This window comes from Gaiella sp., assembly GCF_035558935.1.
In the GTDB taxonomy this organism is placed as follows: domain Bacteria; phylum Actinomycetota; class Thermoleophilia; order Gaiellales; family Gaiellaceae; genus Gaiella.
Map to the genome: position 1 here is coordinate 1 of NZ_DATMBZ010000045.1, position 17,073 is coordinate 17,073.

A 17,073-nucleotide genomic window follows, 5' to 3' on the forward strand; every position below is an offset into this window, starting at 1 on the left:
TACACCGTCTTCCACGCCGGCCAGCTCGAGTGGCACCCTCGCCGAGAAGGCGACCCCCGCCTCGTCTCCGAGCTCTCCGACGCGATGACGCGCTCGCGGGCGAACCTCTACCGCTACCCGCCGGGCGCCATCGGCCGGCGCCACAGCGACCCGGTCCAGGAGGAGGTCTTCGTCGTCCTCGACGGCACGCTCACGATCCACATGGGCGAGGGGGACGAGCCCGAGCGCCACGAGCTCGAGCGCGGCAGCGTGCTGATCGTGCAGCCCGGCACGGTGCTGCAGCTCTCGAACCGTCACGACGACGAGCTGCGGCTCTTCGTCTACGGTGCCCCGCCGGAGCGCGGCGAGGCGACGTTCCACCCGACGATCGAGTAGGGCTACGAGGCGACGAAGCGGACGATCCGCTCGGCGATCTCCTCGCCCTTGTCCTCCTGCAGGAAGTGCCCGGCGCCCGGGACGATCTCCGCCGGGAGCGCGCCCGGGATGTGCGCCGCCATCAGCTCCGCGTGCGCCGGCGAGAAGACGCGGTCGGAGTCCGAGAAGAGGACGAGCGCCGGCTTCTCCCAGCGCGACAGGGCGGCGCGCACCTCGAGCATCTCTGCGGCGGAGGGATGGTCCGGCTCAGTCGGGACGAGCTCTGGGAAGGCGAGCGGGCCGGCCTTCGCCTCGGCGACCGGGAACGGCGCGTCGTAGCCGCGAACGGCGTCGTCGTCCAGCGGTGAGACGCAGGCGACCTGCACCAGCCGGCTCGCCGTGAAGTCCGGCCCGACTGCCCGGACGAGCTCGCGGAAGCGGAGCCACTGCTCGGACGGCGCGCCGACGCCGACGCCCGTGTTGAGGATCACGAGCCGCTCGACGCGGGCGGGATGCGAGACCGCGAGGCGGAGCCCGGTCGGCCCGCCCCAGTCGTGCACCACGATCGTCAGGCGCGCGAGGTCGAGCTCGAGCACGAACCGCTCGATCGAGCGGTAGTGACCGGCGTACGAGTAGTCCTCCTGCGAGCGGGGCTTGTCCGAGCGGCCGAAGCCGAACAGGTCCGGAGCGAACACACGGCCCACCGCGGAGAGCGCCGGGATCATGCGCCGGTAGAGGAACCCCCACGTCGGCTCACCGTGGAGGAGCAGCACCGGCTCGCCCGCGCCCTTCTCGACGTAGTGCATCCGCAAGCCGTCCTGCTCGAGGTACCGCGGCGTGTACGGCCATCCCGCGAGCTCGTCGAAGCGCTCGTCCGGGGTGCGGTAGGCCTCCACGCGGACGACTCTACGCGCGGGCCCGGGGACGTAGGCTCAGCCCGTGAGCGAGCCCGCCGCCCCGCAGGTGCCGTCGACCCGGCGGATCCTCACCGGCTACTTCGTGCTGTCCGGCCTCTACACGCTGTCGGCAGCGGCGATCTGGGGCGTGAACACGCTCTTCCTGCTCGACGCCGGGCTGTCGTTCTTCGAGGTCTTCCTCGCGAACGCCGCGTTCTCGGCCGGGATGGTGCTGTTCGAGGTACCGACCGGGGTCGTCGCCGACACGCTCGGCCGGCGGGTGTCGTTCCTGCTCTCCCTCGTCGTGCTCGCGGTCACGACGCTCCTCTACGTCGCCCTCGCCGAGGTCGACGCGGGCGTGGTCGCCTTCGCCGTCGTGTCCGTCCTGATGGGGCTCGGCTTCACCTTCTATTCGGGCGCGATGGAGGCCTGGCTCGTCGACGCCCTCGCGGTCACGGGTCATCACGGGCCGCTCGACGGGATCTTCGCCCGCGGCCAGCAGATCACGGGCGCGGCGATGCTCGTCGGGACGGTCGGCGGCGGCCTCCTCGGCCAGATCGACCTCTCGCTTCCCTACCTCGTCCGCTCCGGACTGCTCGTCGCCGTGTTCGGGATCGCCTACGCCGTGATGCACGACGTCGGCTTCACGCCCCGCCGCGTGACCGTCGCCGAGCTCCCGTCTGCGGTCGCCCGCAATGCCCGCGACGGCGTCGCGTACGGCTGGGCGCAGCGACCGCTCCGGCTGCTGATGCTCGCGTCGTTCTTCCAGCTCGGATTCTCGATGTGGGCCTTCTACGCCTCGCAGCCGTACATGCTCGACCTGCTCGGGAGCGACGCCGTGTGGATCGCCGGGCTCGTGACCGCAGGGATCGCGCTCTCGACGATCGCGGGGAACCAGCTGGTCGAGGTGCTCTCCCGGCGCTGCGGCCGCCGCACCACCCTGCTGCTCGGCGCGGCCACCGTCGAGACCGGCGCGGCCGTCGCGCTCGGGCTCGTGTCCTCGTTCTGGCTCGCGCTGCCGGCGCTGCTCCTGATCATGGGCGCGTCCGGAGTGACGAGCCCCGTCCGCCAGGCGTACCTCCACCAGGTCGTGCCGAGCGACAAGCGCGCGACGGTCGTCTCGTTCGACTCGATGATCTCGAACACGGGCGGGGTCGGCGGCCAGGTCGGGCTCGGCGCGCTCGGCGAGAGCCGTTCGGTCGGCGCCGCGTTCGTCGCCGGAGGGATCGTGACGGGCCTCGCCCTACCGCTGCTCGGGCGCGTCCGCGCGATCGGAGGGGCGCCCGACCGGATCGTCGGCACGAAGGCGGGCGTCGAGAGCCCGTGCGCGGCGTCCGGGCTCCCGGCCGTCGCGGCCATCGAGACCGCACCGGTGCAGTAGGGAGGGGCGCCGCCGCAGGGGCGCCCCTCCCTCTCCTCCCCCGGAGAACTACGTGCGGGCCGCGGCGAGCGCGTCCACCAGACCGTGGCCGAAGTACGAGGTCCGGCCTCCCTGCCCCTGGCAGGGAACCGCCGTCGTGAAACCGTCCGCAGCGGGGCACGAACGCGGCTGCGCGCTCCGCTCGACGGCGGCGATGACCGCTCCGGGACTCCACCCCGGATGCATTTGCCGGACGAGCGCCGCCACGCCGGCGGCGTGCGGCGACGCCATCGACGTCCCGGTCAGCACGTCGTAACGGGCCCCGTGGTCGAGCACGGTCAGGCCCGGGAAGGCGTTGTCGTTGAGGAAGTCGAGGAACGGCCAGATCCCCAGGTCGGGGTCGTTGTCCGTGCTCGACCCCGCGGCCAGGACACCGGTCTGGACGACGTCGAGCCCCTGGAAGTAGTCACCGCCCGGCGCGGCGACCCCGACGACGCCCATGCCCGTGTTCGAGTAGTCGGCGATGCCGAACGGGCCGACCGAGGAGACCGCGAGCACCCCGGGGATCTCTGCCGGCGTCACACGGCAGTTGTTCCCGACGTCCCGGGTCACGGCCGCGCCCGGCGGCCAGTCCGGGCTGATCACGTCCTGATCGGGATGCTGCAGGTCCTGTGACTCGTTGCCGGCCGCGGCGACGATCACGACTCCCCGCTGCTGCGCGTACCGCGCGGCATCCTGGAGATCCCGGTAGATCGCACGCTGCTCCGCGTCGTTCCCGCAGAGATAGAGGTACGGGTCGGCGAACAGGCTCAGGTTGACCACGTCGAGCCGCAGGTCTCCGGCGTACCGGAGCGCGGCGGCGACGGAGTCGGCGAAGCAGTAGCTCGCGATCGTGCACGCCTTGATCGCCACGATCGTCGCCTGCGGCGCGACGCCCGCGATCCCGATCCCGTTCACCGGCGCGGCGATGGTCGACGCGACGTGAGTCCCGTGGCCGCCGAGGTCCTGAACAGCTGCCTTGTTCGTGCAGTCGCCGTTCCCGACCTCCTGCGGGTCGGCGGTCGGAGTCGTCGAGAAGATGAACGAGCAGGAAAGGGCGACGTTCAGATTCGGCGCGATGTCCGGATGCGTCATGTCGACGCCGCCGTCGATGACCCCGACGCGCACGCCCCTGCCGGTCGCGACCGCGTACGAGCCACCGGTCGTCGCGTGGATCTGGAGCATGTCCCACTGGCACGGGGCCAGTGGCTCTGACGACGGCACGGCGCCACCCATCACCGGAGCGAGCAGGCTTGTGCACATGGCGACGGCGCTCGGCGTCGTCTCGGCCGGCGATGCCGCCGGCACGAGACAGAGCGAGGCGACGACCGCAACGGCCGCCGCCGCGACCACTCGAAGCTTCCTCATCCGTTCCTCCCCTTGGTTGCCCCCGCTCGTGCGTTCCGACACGAGGTGCGCGCCACACTAACGGCCTCGCGGCCGTGCGACAACCCCGCTGTGCGGTTGGAGCAACGATCTGTTACGATATATCGCGATACAGCGACGAAAGGAGTGCCATGTCGGCATTCGCCATCGCACCAAACCGGTGCCATCGTGAGGATCGGCTCCGGTTCATGACCGGACGGCGCCACCGCCGCCAGCACCACCGCGGTTTCGGGCCGGGCTACGCGTTCGGCCGGCGCGCCGGACGCGGCGACATCCGCGCCGCGATCCTCGTTCTCCTCGCCGAGGAGCCGATGCACGGCTACCAGATCATCCAGGAGCTCGCCGAGCGGACCGGCGGCGTCTGGAGGCCGAGCCCCGGCTCGGTCTACCCCACGCTCCAGCAGCTCGAGGACGAGGAGCTCGTGCGCGAGACCGCCTCCGATTCGGGCAAGCGCGTGTACGAGCTGACCGACGCCGGCCGCGAGCAGGCCGCGTCGACCGAGGCGCCGTGGAGCGCGGTCGCCGGCGAGAGCGAGGACGCGCTCGTCGGACTACGGGACCTCGGCTTCCAGGTGCTCGCCGCGACGCGCCAGGTCGCCCACGCCGGGACAACGGAGCAGATCGAGGCCGCGCAGTCGGTGCTGCGCGACGCGCGGCGCGCGCTCTACCGTCTGCTCGCCGAGGAGGACGAGTAACCGGGTGGGGAGCGGCGGCTCCCCACCGATCCGACGAGCTCGTCAGTCGATCGTGTGCCTCGCGCGGAACAGGCCCTCGGGGTCCACGTCCGCACGGACGCGTGCCAGCCGCTCGTACACCCCCGCCGGGTAGAGCGCTCTCTTGTCGACGCCACGCTCGGCGAAGTGGAAGTACGCGCTGCCCGAGAGCCACGGCGCGAGGGAGGAGCGGATCGCGTCGACGCGCTCGTCGATCGACGCCACGGCCTCCTGTGACGTGACGGCGCCGACCGCGTACACGACGTACGGGGCCTCGAGGTGCGACAGGGCGCCGCCGTTCGGATCGGGGCGTCCGAGCGCACCCTCGAGGTGACGCACTTCGAGCGAGAGCAGCGGCGAGGTGCCGTCCATCGCCGCGACCGCCACGAGCACGCGGACGGCGTCCGCATCGACCCGGTCGAGCATCCACCCCTCGCCCCGGCCGGGGACCGGGCCGGGCGGGTCCCGGTGCAGCTCGGTGAGAGCGCGCGCGGGAATCGTCGCGAACGTGTCGATCTCCGGCCCCAGCGCGCGCAGTGGTGCCAGCAGCTCGCGGCCGCTGCGCTCGTCGCCGAGGTATGCGGCCTCGACCACGACCAGCTGACGGCCGCGGAGCGGCTCCGGCATCTCGGGGATCGGCGGGATCTGCAGTAGGCGGCCGATGGAGGTGACCTCATCCGGCGCATTTCGCGTCCAGTCGGCCCACGCCGCCAGCACATCCTCGGCACGGTCGATCGGCCACATCAGCCAGCCGGCGTACACCTCCGAGACCGGGTAGAGCGCAATCTCGACCTCCGTGACGACACCGAAGCTGCCTCCGCCGCCGCGCAGCGCCCAGAAGAGGTCGGCGTTCGTCTCCGGGTCGGCGCGGACGACCTCGCCGCTCGCGGTGACGACCTCGGCGGCGAGCACGCTCGAGGACGAGAGCCCGTGCTTGCGGGCGAGCCAGCCGACGCCGCCGCCGAGCGAGTAGCCGACGACGCCGACGTCGGAAGCGGAGCCGTGGAGCGCGGTGAGACCGTGCGGGACCGCGGCGTCGACGACGTCCGCCCAGATCGTCCCGGCCGCGACGCGGGCGACGCGCGCCACGGGGTCGATCTCGACACCGGTCATCCGGGACGTGTTGACGAGCAGCGTGCCGTCCAGCGGCGCACCGGCCCCGTGCCCCGTGCCCTGGACGGCGACCTTCAGCCCGACGAGCCGGGCATGCTCGACGACGTCGACGACGTCGTCAACCGTCTCGGGCAGCGCGACGGCCGCGGGGCGCTGATCGACGGCGAGGTTCCAGGCGCGCCTGGCGTCATCCCAGCCCGCGTCCCCGGGAAAGAGGAGGATGTCCGGCGAGGACGCGGTGCGGGTCGGGTTTCCGGTCTCGATGAGCTGCGCCATGTGAAAGTCTCCTGTGCCTTCGGGGTCGTGCCCCGAGCGTCGCTGCGGCATCCGGCGCGATCGGTGCGGTTGTCCGCACCGGCCGCGGGCGCAGACCGGCGTTCTTGCCCGCCGTCAACGACGCGCGACGAGCGCCTCGGCCGCGGCGGCGGCGAGCCCGGCAGCGTCGCGCCGCGCGGTCTCGGCCGAGCCGGCGAGCTCGACCAGCGTCAAGCAGCGAACATCGTCGGGTAGCGCTCCGAGGTCGGCGTCGCCCGCCACGACCGCGACTGGCGTCCCTGCGTCGCGCGCCGTGCCGATCACGTGCCCGACGACCTTCCCGGCGACGGAGGTCGCGTCGACGTGCCCCTCGCCCGTCAGCGCCAGCGAGGACGATCCCAGCGAAGCCCGGAGGCCGACCGCGTCCGCAACCAGGGCTGCCCCCGCCACGAGCCGCGCGCCCAGGACAGCGAGGCCTCCGGCCAGGCCCCCGGCGGCTCCCGAGCCCGGCAGCCTCCGGACGTCGACGCCGTGGGACGCGCGATAGCGCTCGGCAAGGCGTTCCAGCCGTTGCTCCAGCCGGCGTACGTCCTCGGCGTCCGCACCCTTCTGCGGTCCGAACATGCGGGCCGCGTCGACGAACGTCGTCGACACGTCGCAGGCGACCACGACCTCGGCATCACGGAGATCGAAGTCGAGCGCCTCGAGCGCGCCGAGCCCTCCGTCCACCGTCGCGGAGCCGCCGAGGGCGACCACGATGCGCCGCAGGCCGTCGTCGAGCGCAGCTTCGATCAGCTCGCCCGTGCCCGCCGTCGTCGCCCGGAGCGGGTCGTTCGGCCCGCTCACGAGGGCGAGCCCGCTCGCACGCGCCATCTCGATCACCGCGGTGTCGCCGCGGACGGCCCACTCGGCCTCGACCGGGTCGCCGAGCGGTCCCGTGACCCGCGTGGTGCGGCGGCTGTCGAGATCGGGGCAGAGGACGTCGAGCGTGCCCTCACCTCCGTCCGCAAGGGGCAGGCGAGCCGCGGCACGCCCTGTCCGCTCGACTCCAGCGGCGAGCGCATCGGCCGCCTCGCGTGCCGTGAGCGTGCCGCGGAACTTGTCGGGGCAGCAGAGGACCGGGCGGTCGGCCTTCACCGGACGCGCATCAGCTCGGCGGCGCGCTCGGCGACCATCACCGTCGGCCAGTTCGTGTGCCCGCGTGGAAGAGCCGGGATCACGGAGGCGTCGACGACACGGAGCCCGTCGACGCCCCGGACGCGGAGATCCGGCGTGACGACGGCGTCCTGGTTTTCACCCATGCGACACGTGCCGACCGGGTGGTAGAGCGTCTGCGAGCGCGCGCGGAGATGGGCGTGGAGGGCGTCGTCGTCGGTCGCGTCGGCGCCAGGCAGCAGCTCGCCGGACACGTGCCGGGCGAGCGGTTCGGCCGAGAGGATTCGCCGGGCCCTGCGGATGCCTTCCAGCAGCACCGCGGCGTCGCGACCTCCGGGGTCGGTCAGGTAGCAGGGATCGATCTCGGGCGCGTGGAGCGGATCCGACGAGGAGAGCCTCACCTCTCCGACGCTCCGCGGCTGGAGGACGACGGCCGCGATCGTGACCCCGTCCTGCGACGGTGGCACCGTTCCCTCCTCCTCGAACAGCACCGGCGCGAAGATCAGTTCGAGGTCGGGCCCGGCCACCGACGGCTCGGTGCGGACGAACGCAGCGGCCTCGGCGACGTTCGACGTGAGCGGGCCGCGGCCCAAGGTGAGCCACGCGAGGACGTGACGCAACCGTTCGGCGCTGAAAAGCGTCTCTGCGTCGACCGCTGCAAGCACGCCGTTTGCGAGATGGTCCTTGAGGTTCTTGCCGACGGCCGCCGACGCCACCTCGACGGCGATGTCGTGCCGCTCGAGCTCGTCCGGAGGCCCGATCCCGGAGAGCAGCAGCAGCTTCGGGGTGTCGATCGCGCCGGCCGCGAGCACGACCTCGCGACTCGCGTGTGCCTCCTCCTCGTTCGCCGTCTCTCCAGGTCGGTATGCGACTCCGCGGGCCTTTCCGCGGTCGACGAGCAGGCGCGTGACGTGCGCGCCGGTCACCACCGTCAGGTTCGGGCGGCGCATGGCCGCGCGCAGGTAGCCGTCCACCACGCTGTGACGACGGCCCCTCCGGATCGAGACCGGCGTCAGGCCGACGCCCTCGTTGTCGGCGGCGTTGAGGTCGCGGGCGGCAGGGATCCCGGCTGTGGCCGCCGATTCCAGGAAGTCGAGTGTCAAACGGCTCGGATGCCGCTGCGTCGCGCGCGGGAAGTGCGCATCGCTGCGGGCGTACGCCGGAGCGACGTCGTCCCAGCCCCATCCCGGAGGCCACGCGTCGTGGTCGGCCCGGTGGCCGCGGATCGCCATCATCGCGTTGATCGACGACGAGCCGCCGAGGACCCTGCCGCGGGGAAAGACGACCCGGCGGTCGTCGAGCGCGGCCTGCGGCGCCGTCCGGTAGCCCCAATCGAGCGGCGATCCGAACAGCTTCGAGAAGGCGGCGGGAACGCGGACGTTCAGCTTGCGGTCACGCGGCCCCGCCTCGAGCAGCAGAACGCTCGTCGATGGATCCTCGCTCAGCCTGGCCGCGAGCACGCAGCCCGCCGACCCGGCCCCGACGACCACGACGTCGTACACCCTCACCGTCCCTCGAGCTCGACCCAGTGAGGCCACTCGGCGCGCATCTGCGCGCGGTGGCGCATCGCGTCGGCGGGCTTCGCGTGATGCGCGTCGAGGTGCTCGACGATCGCGTCGGCGCCGTGGACGACGGTCTCCCCGTCGACGAGCGTGGGAATCGAGCGAAAGCCGGTGGCGGCCTCCATCGCGTCGCGCTCGTCCCGGTCGAGTGGAACGGTGCGCGCGACCCAGTCGACCTCGAGCTCTGTGAGGCGCAGCCTGACCCGGTGGGAATGAGGGCACCACTCGGCCTGCCAGAGCTCGAGCACGTTCGCATCGTCGCAGAGTCGGCACGTTCTCGGCACACACACGTCACGTCTCCCGCGCTACGTTGTCTCCCATGGCGACGGTGACGACACCCTGGGGCCGGGCCACGACGGTCGATGAAGTGTCGGTCGCGCAGCGGGCCGGCGAGAAGCGGTTCACGACCCGTGTGGAGCTGCTCGAATCCGCGGGCGGCGAGCGGCTGGTGCGCTTCTCCTACGCGACGAGCGGGAGCGCGCGGCGCGGCCCCGTCACGCTCCGCGAACGCGATCTCGCACGGCTTCGCGCAGCGCTGGAGCGGTCGCCCGACCTGAGACGTGCGCTCGAGGAGGCCGGCATGGGCGGCTGAGAGGGACGATGGATGCCGCGGGCCCGGGGCCCCCCGGTCACGCCCGGGCGAGGGCGTCGGCCCGCACGCGGCCACGCGCCGCGGCGATCAATCCCGCGAGCAACGGGACTCCGCCCGTTGGCCCGAGCAGCGGGTCGACCGCGTGCTCCGGGTGCGGCATCAGCCCGAGCACGTTGCCCTCGCGGTTCGAGACGCCTGCCACGCGGTCGCGCGAGCCGTTCACGTCCTCGGTGTATCGCAGGACGACCTGGCCGTGGGCGAGCACGTCGCCGTACAGCTCGTCGTCGACGACCCAATTGCCCTCACCGTGCTTGATTGGGATGACGAGCTCGTCGCCCGGGTCGCACGACTCGGTGAACGGGGTCGCGGCCGACTCGACGACGACGGTCACGTCCGCGCACAGGAATTCGAGCTGCCGGTTCCAGCGGAGCACGCCGGGTAGGAGACCGGCCTCGCAGAGGATCTGGAAGCCGTTGCAGATCCCGAGCACCGGCCCGCCGTCCGACGCGAACCTGCGAACCGCATCCATCACCGGCGCCACGCGCGCGAGAGCGCCGCAGCGAAGGTAGTCCCCGTACGAGAACCCACCGGGAAGGACAAGGCCTGCGACGCGTTCGGGGAGCTCCGTCGCCGTGTGCCACAGGGCGACGGGCTCGGCTCCGAGGCGGTCGAGCGCGAGGCGCGCGTCGCCGTCGTCGTTCGACCCGGGGAACGTGACAACGGCGATCCGGGGGCGTGGCTCGGTCACGCGTTGCCCTCGACGATCTCGAAGCTCTCGATCAGCGGATTGGCCAGGAGCTCCGCACACATGCGCTCGACCTCGGTTCGTGCCGCGTCGAGGTCGGCAGCCTCGACCTCGAGGTCGACGAGCCGGCCGACCCGCGCGCTCGTGACGGCAAATCCGAGCGTCGCGAGGGATCCCTGGACGGCTTCTCCCTGGGGATCGAGGATCCCCGTCTTCGGTCGGATCAGCACGGTCAACTTCACAGGATCACGTCCGGCGCGGCGAGATAACGGGCGAAGGGAATCTCGGTGAGACGCTCGAAGGCCTCCACGTACCGGGCGCGCGTCCCGGCCACCACCTCGGGCGGCAACTCCGGCCCGGGCGCGGTCCGATCCCAGCCGGTGCCGAGACACCAGTCGCGGACGTACTGCTTGTCGAACGACGGCTGCGGCGCCCCCGGGGCATAGCCGTCGGCGGGCCAGAATCGCGACGAATCGGGAGTCAGCGCCTCGTCGGCGAGCGTCACCGCACCCTGCTCGTCGATGCCGAACTCGAACTTCGTATCGGCAAGGAGGATGCCCCTCGCCTCGGCGTGCTCGACGGCGAAGCGGTACAGCGCGAGCGCGGCGTCCCGGGCCTTCGCGTACGGCTTCGCGCCGCAGAGCGATGCCGCGTCGTCCTCGGTGATCGTCACATCGTGTCCTTCGGTCGCCTTGGTCGCGGGCGTGACGATCGGCTCGGGGAGCCGCTCGGACTCGCGCAGCCCACCCGGCAGGCGGTGGCCCGAGATGGCCCCTGTCGCGCGGTAGTCCGTCCAGCCCGAGCCGGCGAGGTAGCCGCGCACGACGATCTCCACCGGAAGCATCTCGAGGCGCCGACACTCGAGCGATCGTCCGTCGTCACGCAGCGCGACGAAGTGGTTGCGGACGATGTGCCGCGTCCGCGCGAACCAGAAGGCCGAGAGCCCCGTCAACACGCGTCCCTTGTCGGGGATCTCGGTCGGGAGCACCACGTCGAAGGTGGAGATCCGATCCGTCGCCACGAGCAGCAACGTCTCGCTGTCGAGCGCGTAGAGCTCGCGCACCTTGCCGCTCCCGACGTGCAACGCATCAGGCATGCAGAGGCGCCTCCCGCGCCGCGACGAGCGCCCGCAGGCGCTCGAACACGGTGTCGACGTGCGCGGTATACGCATCGAGCGAGAAGACGCGGTCGAGGTCGACGCGGCCGGAGATCTCGGCATCTGCCCGAGCGAGCTCACGGAAGTCGAGCTCCTCGTCCCACGCCCTCGCCGCGTGCCGCTGGACGATCCGGTAGGCGGCCTCGCGCGAGAGCCCGCTCTCGACGAGCGCCGACAACAGTCGCTGGCTGAAGAACACCCCGTGACCGGCGTCGACGTTCGCCCGCATTCGCTGCGGCCGCACGACGAGGCCCTCGACGAGCCACGCGAACCTGTCCAGCATGTAGTCGATTGCGAGGAACGAGTCCGGGATCACGACCCGCTCGGCGGACGAATGGGAGATGTCGCGTTCGTGCCAGAGCGCGACGTTCTCCAGGCCGACGAGCGCGTGTGCCCTGAGGACCCGCGCGAGACCGCAGATGCGCTCGGCGACGATCGGGTTTCGCTTGTGGGGCATCGCCGAGGACCCCTTCTGGCCCCGGCCGAAGGGCTCTTCGACTTCCCGAACCTCGGTTCGGGCGAGATGGCGGATCTCGGTCGCAAAACGCTCGAGCGACGAGCCGAGGAGCGCGAGAGTGCCGAGCAACTCGGCGTGTCGGTCACGCTGAAGGATCTGGGTCGAGCTCGGTGCCGCATCGAGCCCGAGCTGCTCGCAGGCAATGCGCTCGACCTCGGGGTCGATGGCTGCATACTGGCCCACCGCGCCCGAGAGCTTGCCGACGCGGAGCCCTTCGAGAGCTCCCTCGATGCGCGACCGTTCGCGGTCCAGCGTGAACGCCCAGCCGACCAGCTTCAGCCCGAACGTCGTCGGCTCGGCATACACGCCGTGCGTTCGACCCATGCAGAGCGTGTCGCGATGCTCCTCGGCTCGCGCGACGACGACCCGGAACGCCCGCTCGAGCCCCTCGAGCACGAGTGCTCCGGCGTCCTGCACAGCGAGCGACAACGCGGTGTCGAGCACGTCCGACGAGGTGAGGCCGAAGTGGAACCAGCGGCCGTCCTCCCCGAGCTGCTCGGCGACCGCGTCGACGAACGCCGCCACGTCGTGGTTCGTCGTGCGCTCGATCTCCGCCACCCGAGCAGGGTCGGGCGCAACGGCCGTCGCCCGGATGCGCTCCACCGCCTCCGTGGGCACGACTCCGAGGCGCGCCCAGCCCTCGAGCGCCGCGAGCTCCACGGCGAGCCATCGCTCGAGCGTCGCTTCTCCCGACCAGATCCGCGTCATGGCGGGGCGGGAGTAGCGCTCGATCACACGGTCATCCTAGATGTCGCTCCGGGCGACTCCGGCGGCCGGCGGCGGCGCGTCGCGTCCTCGACGACGCGGAATCGGCACGAAGGCGACACGAAGTCGTGTCCTTTGTTGCCTGAAATGACGATAGAATAGAAAGTGGGTGGTGGGTTGGGGTGCCCCAGCAGAAACCCGGTCTTTGCGACATCGATCGGCGACTACGTCTCGGCCTCGAGGGCGATGTCGCCCCGCCTGCGACAGCCGTCGATGCGAATGAGGTCGGACGCGGCGTAGGCGCGTTCCCGAGCCGCGGCGAGGGTGGCGCCCGTTGCCGTCACACCCAGCAGCCGCCCGCCGTTCGTGACGAGCTGACCGTCTCGCAGCGCCGTCCCGGCGTGGAAGACGAGCGCTCCGGAGGCCTCGGCCTGCTCGATGCCCTCGATCGGCGTCCCCCGGTTGCCGGCGGCGGGATAGCTGCCAGCCGCGAGAACCACCGTCACGGCGGCGCCGTCCCGCCGGTCGAGCGAGGTCCCGGCGAGAGATCCCGTCGCAGCGGCCGCGAGCGCCTCGAGTAGATCACCTTCCACGAGCGGCAGGACCGACTGCGTCTCCGGGTCGCCGAACCGACAGTTGTACTCGAGGACACGCGGCCCAGCGGCCGCCAGCATCAGCCCCGCGAAGAGCGTGCCGACGAACGGCGTGCCCCGGTCTGCGAGCTCGGCCAGGACCGGTCGAATGCACGTCTCGACGAGATCTGCCTCGTCGCCGTCGAAGGCAACGGGCGCGAACGATCCCATGCCGCCGGTGTTGGGCCCTTCGTCTCCGTCGTGCGCCCGCTTGTAGTCGCGCGCGGGCGCAAGCGAGATCGCCTCCCGTCCGTCGCAGAGGGCGAGGAGCGACAGCTCCGGGCCGTCGAGCAGCTCCTCCACGAGCATCGTCCGGTCGTGGCCGCCTGCCTCACCGAGCGCATCCTCGAGCTCGGCGTCGGTCCGACAGACGACGACGCCCTTGCCGGCGGCGAGCCCGTCCGCCTTCAACACGCACGGCGCGCGTGGCTCGTCGAGGAGCCGCGCGGTCGGCACTCCTGCGGCCGCCATGACCTCCTTCGCGAACCGCTTCGAGCCTTCGATCCGCGCGGCGGAAGCCGACGGCCCGAAGACGGGAATCCCGGCATGGCGAAGGGTATCGGCGACCCCTGCGACGAGCGGAGCCTCCGGGCCGACGACGACGAGGTCGGCGGCGAGCGACCGCGCCAGCTCGCGGAGGCCGTCGCCGTCCTCGGCCGCGACCGGATGACACGTCGCGAGCATCGCGATGCCCGGGTTGCCGGGCGCCGCATGGAGCTCGGTGAGCGTCGGCGACGAGGCGAGCCGCCACGCGAGGGCGTGCTCGCGACCGCCCGAGCCGACGACGAGAACCCGCATTCCGGCGAGTCTACGAGGGAGGCCTGCCGACCCGGCCGGAGTGCTTCACGGTTGGAGCGCCAGCACCGCGTCGCGCGAGGCGCCCGTCCCGACGAGGGTGACGGGGACATCGAGCGAGCCCGCGACGAAGGCGACGTAGTCGGCGGCAGCCGGCGGGAGCGCCGGCCCGGCCAGCTCCTCGAGCCAACCGGGCAGCGTCTCGAACACCGGCTCGCAGTGGTGGAAGTCCGACTGGTGAGCGGGGAAGTCCTCGGTCTCCTCGCCGTCCGGGAGGCGGTACCTGACGCAGACCGGAATCTCGTCGAAGTCCGACAGCACGTCGACCTTGGTCAGTGCCAGGGATGTGATCCCGTTGACGCGCACGGCGAAGCGGAGCGCGACCAGGTCGAGCCAGCCGCAACGGCGTTCGCGGCCGGTCACGGTGCCGAACTCGCCGCCGAGCTCGCGGACGCGATCCTGCGCCGGCCCGGTGATCTCGCTCGGGAACGGGCCCTCGCCGACCCGGGTCACGTAGGCCTTCGAGACGCCGACGACCTCGTCGATCCGTTGCGGCCCGATCCCGAAGCTGACCGCGGCGCCGGCGGCGATCGGGCTCGACGACGTGACGAACGGGTATGTGCCGTGATCGAGGTCGAGCAGGGTGCCCTGGGCGCCCTCGAACAGGACGTCGCGGCCGTCGCGCAGCGCGCGGTCGACGAGGAGGGACGTGTCCTCCACGTATGGCGCGAGCCGCTCGGCGTGCGCCAGTGTCTGCGCAACGACGTCTTCGGCGTCGAACGGCTCGATTCCGTAGACGCGCTCGAGCCACACGTTCTTCTCGCCCGCAGCGAGCTCGACCTTCTCGCGCAGGATCTTCGGGTCGAGGAGGTCCTGGACGCGGATCCCGATACGCGTCGCCTTGTCCGCGTACGCCGGACCGATCCCGCGGCGCGTCGTGCCGATCTGCAGGTTGCCGAGCCGCCGCTCGCGCGCGCCGTCGAGCGCGACGTGCCACGGCATGATCAGGTGCGCGTTGCCGGAGACGAAGACCAGCCCGTCCGTGCGGTGACCGCGCGCCTCGAGGTCGTCGAGCTCCTCGATCAGCACGGCGGGATCGACGACGCATCCCGCGCCGATCGCGCTCGCGACTCCCGCGACGATGCCCGACGGGATTGCCCGGATCTTGTACGTCTCGCCGTCGACGACGATCGTGTGCCCGGCGTTCGGCCCGCCCTGGTAGCGGCAGACGAGGTCGGACTCCTGGGCGAGCAGGTCGACGATCTTCCCCTTCCCCTCGTCGCCCCACTGCGCCCCGACGATCACGGTCGCAGGCACGTGACCCATTCTCGCATGCGCCCCGGTCCTCGTCGGCCATTACGCTCGCGACGTGCTCGTCGGCCGCACGCAGCTCGCCCGGGAGCTCGTCGCGCTCGGCATGCGGCCCGGAGCGGTCGCACTCGTCCACTGCCGCATGTCGGCTCTCGGCACGGTGGTCGGCGGTGCGGAGACGGTCGTCCGCGCGCTCCTCGACGCCGTCGGCCCGGAGGGGACGCTCGTCGCGTATGTCGGGTGGGAGGACGGACCGCCTGACGACCTCGATGCGCTCGCCGTCGCCGACCGCGAGCTGGTGCTCGCGGAGCAGCCCGTCTACGACTCGGCGGTGGGGCGTGCACGACGCGACCACGGCCGGGTGGCCGAGGCGCTTCGCACCTGGCCCGGCGCAATCCATTCCGGTCACCCCGAGGCGGGGGTCGCCGCCGTCGGCCGCGAGGCCGAAGCGATCGCGCTCCCCCACCCGCTCGACGACGGGTACGGGCACGGCACGCCCTACGCGCGCGTCGTCGAGCGCGCCGGCCAGGTCGTCCTCCTCGGCGCGCCGCTCGACACGGTCACGCTCGTCCACCATGCCGAGGCGATCGCGCGTGTGCCCGGGAAGCGCCGGGTCGAGTGGCGGTGCCCGGTGCGCGTCGACGGCCGGCGCGAGTGGCGCACGCTGCACGACATCGACACGAGCAATGGCGCGTTCCCGTACGAACAGCTCACCGGCGGCGTCGACTACGTCGAGTTCTTCGCCCGGGCGGCGCTCGACCGCGGCGCCGGTCGCAGCGGGCCGCTCGGCGCGACCACGGGCCACGTGCTCGACGCACGGGAGCTCACGGAGTGCGCGGTGGAGCTGATCGAGTCGGCTTTCGCGCAGTCCTAGCCGAGCCGCTTCAACGCCGCGCCGAGCGACTGCCCGCCGTCGAGCGTCGGTGCGAACAGGTCGCCGTGCTCGGCGAGGCGCTCGAGGGCGACCGCCATCGTGAACCGCTCCGGGACGACGTCCTCCGTCAGCTCCTCCCAGCGGAGCGGCGTCGACACGGGCGCGGACGGCTTCGGCCGTACCGAGTAGACGGAGGCGAGCGTCTTGCCGTGACCGTTCTGCCGGTGGTCGACGAGGATGCCCTCCCGCTTGCGCTTGAGCCACTCGGTCGTGACGACTCCCGGATTGTCGACCTCCAGCCGCCGCGCGACCGCTTCGGCGAAGGCGTACGTGTCGTCGAAGCCGTAGCGGCGCGTGATCGGAACGAGCACGTGGATGCCGTCGGCGCCGCTCGTCTTCACGTACGCACGCAGATCGAGCGACACCAGCAGGTCGTGCAGCAGGTGCGCGACGCGGATGCAGAGCGAGAACTCGCCGTCGGGCGGGTCGAGGTCGAACACGACGTAGTCGGGACGGTCGGGCTTGTCGACCCGCGAGTACCACGCGTTCATGTCGATGCAGTTCATCTGCACCATCCACTGCAGCGCTTCGCGGGTGCCGACGAGCGGGAAGTCGACCATCCGCGACTCACCCGTGCGACGGACCGTGCGGAACTGGCGCGTCGGGATCCAGGACGGCATCCCCTTCGGCGCCTGTTTCTGGAAGTACGCCGGCGTGCCGACGCCCATCGGGATGCGCTTCATCGTGAACGGCCGGTCGCGCAGGTGGGGGAGGATGGCCGGAGCGATCGACCCGTAGTACGCGAACAGGTCGCCCTTCGTCACTCCGACGTCGGGGAAGAGCATCCGGTCGGCGCTCGTCAGCCGGACGTCGCGAGCCACCCCTCGAGTCTATGCAGCAACCCCGACGCGGC

At 71.9% G+C, this 17,073-nt stretch carries 18 protein-coding genes; 5 read left to right on the forward strand and 13 right to left on the reverse strand.

Annotation, left to right across the window (positions count from 1 at the left end; translation table 11 throughout):
* A partial coding sequence (locus VNM44_RS04630; protein WP_325623141.1) for a cupin domain-containing protein occupies positions 1–375 on the forward strand: 375 nt, incomplete at its 5' end.
* A gap of 2 nt (positions 376–377) precedes the next feature.
* On the opposite strand, the gene VNM44_RS04635 is transcribed toward VNM44_RS04630, so the two are convergent.
* On the reverse strand, positions 378–1,250 hold the full coding sequence (locus tag VNM44_RS04635) for a haloalkane dehalogenase (protein WP_325623143.1): 873 nt from the start codon (positions 1,248–1,250) through the stop codon (positions 378–380).
* Positions 1,251–1,293: 43 nt separating this feature from the next.
* Here VNM44_RS04635 and VNM44_RS04640 point away from each other — a divergent pair, with 43 nt between their 5' ends.
* Positions 1,294–2,631 carry an MFS transporter gene (locus tag VNM44_RS04640; protein ID WP_325623145.1) on the forward strand — a complete coding sequence of 446 codons (1,338 nt, stop codon included), beginning with the start codon at positions 1,294–1,296 and terminating at the stop codon, positions 2,629–2,631.
* A gap of 48 nt (positions 2,632–2,679) precedes the next feature.
* Here VNM44_RS04640 and VNM44_RS04645 read toward each other — a convergent pair whose 3' ends face one another.
* Entirely contained in the window at positions 2,680–4,017 is a 1,338-nt protein-coding gene (locus tag VNM44_RS04645) for a S8 family peptidase (protein ID WP_325623147.1), read from the reverse strand.
* A 206-nt stretch (positions 4,018–4,223) separates the two neighbouring features.
* On the opposite strand from VNM44_RS04645, the gene VNM44_RS04650 reads away from it, so the two are divergent.
* Complete coding sequence (locus tag VNM44_RS04650) at positions 4,224–4,730, forward strand: PadR family transcriptional regulator (protein ID WP_325623149.1); 507 nt, start codon at positions 4,224–4,226, stop codon at positions 4,728–4,730.
* 42 nt (positions 4,731–4,772) lie between these two features.
* Here the strand turns inward: VNM44_RS04650 and VNM44_RS04655 are convergent, their stop codons facing one another.
* The 4 genes from VNM44_RS04655 to VNM44_RS04670 form a co-directional block, all read right to left on the reverse strand.
* Positions 4,773–6,137, reverse strand: a complete 1,365-nt coding sequence (locus VNM44_RS04655) for an FAD-binding oxidoreductase (RefSeq protein ID WP_325623153.1) — start codon at positions 6,135–6,137, stop codon at positions 4,773–4,775.
* Between the two features lie 114 nt (positions 6,138–6,251).
* Positions 6,252–7,253 (reverse strand): glycerate kinase, encoded by a 1,002-nt coding sequence (locus tag VNM44_RS04660; RefSeq protein ID WP_325623156.1) that lies wholly within the window; start codon positions 7,251–7,253, stop codon positions 6,252–6,254.
* Entirely contained in the window at positions 7,250–8,779 is a 1,530-nt protein-coding gene (locus VNM44_RS04665; RefSeq protein ID WP_325623158.1) for a GMC family oxidoreductase, read from the reverse strand. The genes VNM44_RS04660 and VNM44_RS04665 overlap by 4 nt, the downstream gene beginning before the upstream one ends.
* Positions 8,776–9,081, reverse strand: a complete 306-nt coding sequence (locus VNM44_RS04670; RefSeq protein WP_325623160.1) for a glutathione S-transferase N-terminal domain-containing protein — start codon at positions 9,079–9,081, stop codon at positions 8,776–8,778. The genes VNM44_RS04665 and VNM44_RS04670 overlap by 4 nt, the downstream gene beginning before the upstream one ends.
* Before the next feature lie 71 nt (positions 9,082–9,152).
* On the opposite strand from VNM44_RS04670, the gene VNM44_RS04675 reads away from it, so the two are divergent.
* On the forward strand, positions 9,153–9,425 hold the full coding sequence (locus VNM44_RS04675; RefSeq protein WP_325623162.1) for a hypothetical protein: 273 nt from the start codon (positions 9,153–9,155) through the stop codon (positions 9,423–9,425).
* A gap of 37 nt (positions 9,426–9,462) precedes the next feature.
* Here VNM44_RS04675 and purQ read toward each other — a convergent pair whose 3' ends face one another.
* The 6 genes from purQ to VNM44_RS04705 form a co-directional block, all read right to left on the reverse strand.
* Positions 9,463–10,173 (reverse strand): phosphoribosylformylglycinamidine synthase subunit PurQ, encoded by a 711-nt coding sequence (gene purQ, locus VNM44_RS04680; protein WP_325623164.1) that lies wholly within the window; start codon positions 10,171–10,173, stop codon positions 9,463–9,465.
* Positions 10,170–10,412, reverse strand: a complete 243-nt coding sequence (gene purS, locus VNM44_RS04685; RefSeq protein WP_349258012.1) for a phosphoribosylformylglycinamidine synthase subunit PurS — start codon at positions 10,410–10,412, stop codon at positions 10,170–10,172. Before purS ends, purQ begins: the two co-directional genes overlap by 4 nt.
* Positions 10,409–11,266, reverse strand: a complete 858-nt coding sequence (locus VNM44_RS04690) for a phosphoribosylaminoimidazolesuccinocarboxamide synthase (protein ID WP_325623166.1) — start codon at positions 11,264–11,266, stop codon at positions 10,409–10,411. Before VNM44_RS04690 ends, purS begins: the two co-directional genes overlap by 4 nt.
* Positions 11,259–12,578 (reverse strand): adenylosuccinate lyase, encoded by a 1,320-nt coding sequence (gene purB, locus VNM44_RS04695; RefSeq protein WP_325623168.1) that lies wholly within the window; start codon positions 12,576–12,578, stop codon positions 11,259–11,261. Before purB ends, VNM44_RS04690 begins: the two co-directional genes overlap by 8 nt.
* A 194-nt stretch (positions 12,579–12,772) precedes the next feature.
* On the reverse strand, positions 12,773–13,978 hold the full coding sequence (purD, locus tag VNM44_RS04700; protein WP_325623171.1) for a phosphoribosylamine--glycine ligase: 1,206 nt from the start codon (positions 13,976–13,978) through the stop codon (positions 12,773–12,775).
* A 45-nt stretch (positions 13,979–14,023) separates the two neighbouring features.
* Positions 14,024–15,292 carry an adenylosuccinate synthase gene (locus tag VNM44_RS04705; protein WP_325623173.1) on the reverse strand — a complete coding sequence of 423 codons (1,269 nt, stop codon included), beginning with the start codon at positions 15,290–15,292 and terminating at the stop codon, positions 14,024–14,026.
* Between the two features lie 52 nt (positions 15,293–15,344).
* On the opposite strand from VNM44_RS04705, the gene aac(3) reads away from it, so the two are divergent.
* A complete protein-coding gene (aac(3), locus tag VNM44_RS04710) occupies positions 15,345–16,160 on the forward strand; it encodes an aminoglycoside 3-N-acetyltransferase (RefSeq protein ID WP_325623175.1) in 816 nt (271 codons plus the stop codon).
* On the opposite strand, the gene ligD is transcribed toward aac(3), so the two are convergent.
* Positions 16,157–17,041: a non-homologous end-joining DNA ligase gene (ligD, locus tag VNM44_RS04715; RefSeq protein WP_325623177.1), complete on the reverse strand. Its 885-nt coding sequence runs from the start codon at positions 17,039–17,041 to the stop codon at positions 16,157–16,159. The two genes, aac(3) and ligD, sit on opposite strands and share 4 nt — an antisense overlap.
* Between the last annotated feature and the right edge of the window lie 32 nt (positions 17,042–17,073).

Excerpts from the sequence above, each read along its gene's own strand:
- VNM44_RS04645 (WP_325623147.1), bottom strand. The coding sequence starts at position 4,017 with ATGAGGAAGCTTCGAGTGGTCGCGGCGGCGGCCGTTGCGGTCGTCGCC.
- VNM44_RS04650 (WP_325623149.1), top strand. The coding sequence starts at position 4,224 with ATGACCGGACGGCGCCACCGCCGCCAGCACCACCGCGGTTTCGGGCCG.
- VNM44_RS04655 (WP_325623153.1), bottom strand. The coding sequence starts at position 6,137 with ATGGCGCAGCTCATCGAGACCGGAAACCCGACCCGCACCGCGTCCTCG.
- VNM44_RS04675 (WP_325623162.1), top strand. The coding sequence starts at position 9,153 with ATGGCGACGGTGACGACACCCTGGGGCCGGGCCACGACGGTCGATGAA.
- VNM44_RS04690 (WP_325623166.1), bottom strand. The coding sequence starts at position 11,266 with ATGCCTGATGCGTTGCACGTCGGGAGCGGCAAGGTGCGCGAGCTCTAC.
- purD (WP_325623171.1), bottom strand. The coding sequence starts at position 13,978 with ATGCGGGTTCTCGTCGTCGGCTCGGGCGGTCGCGAGCACGCCCTCGCG.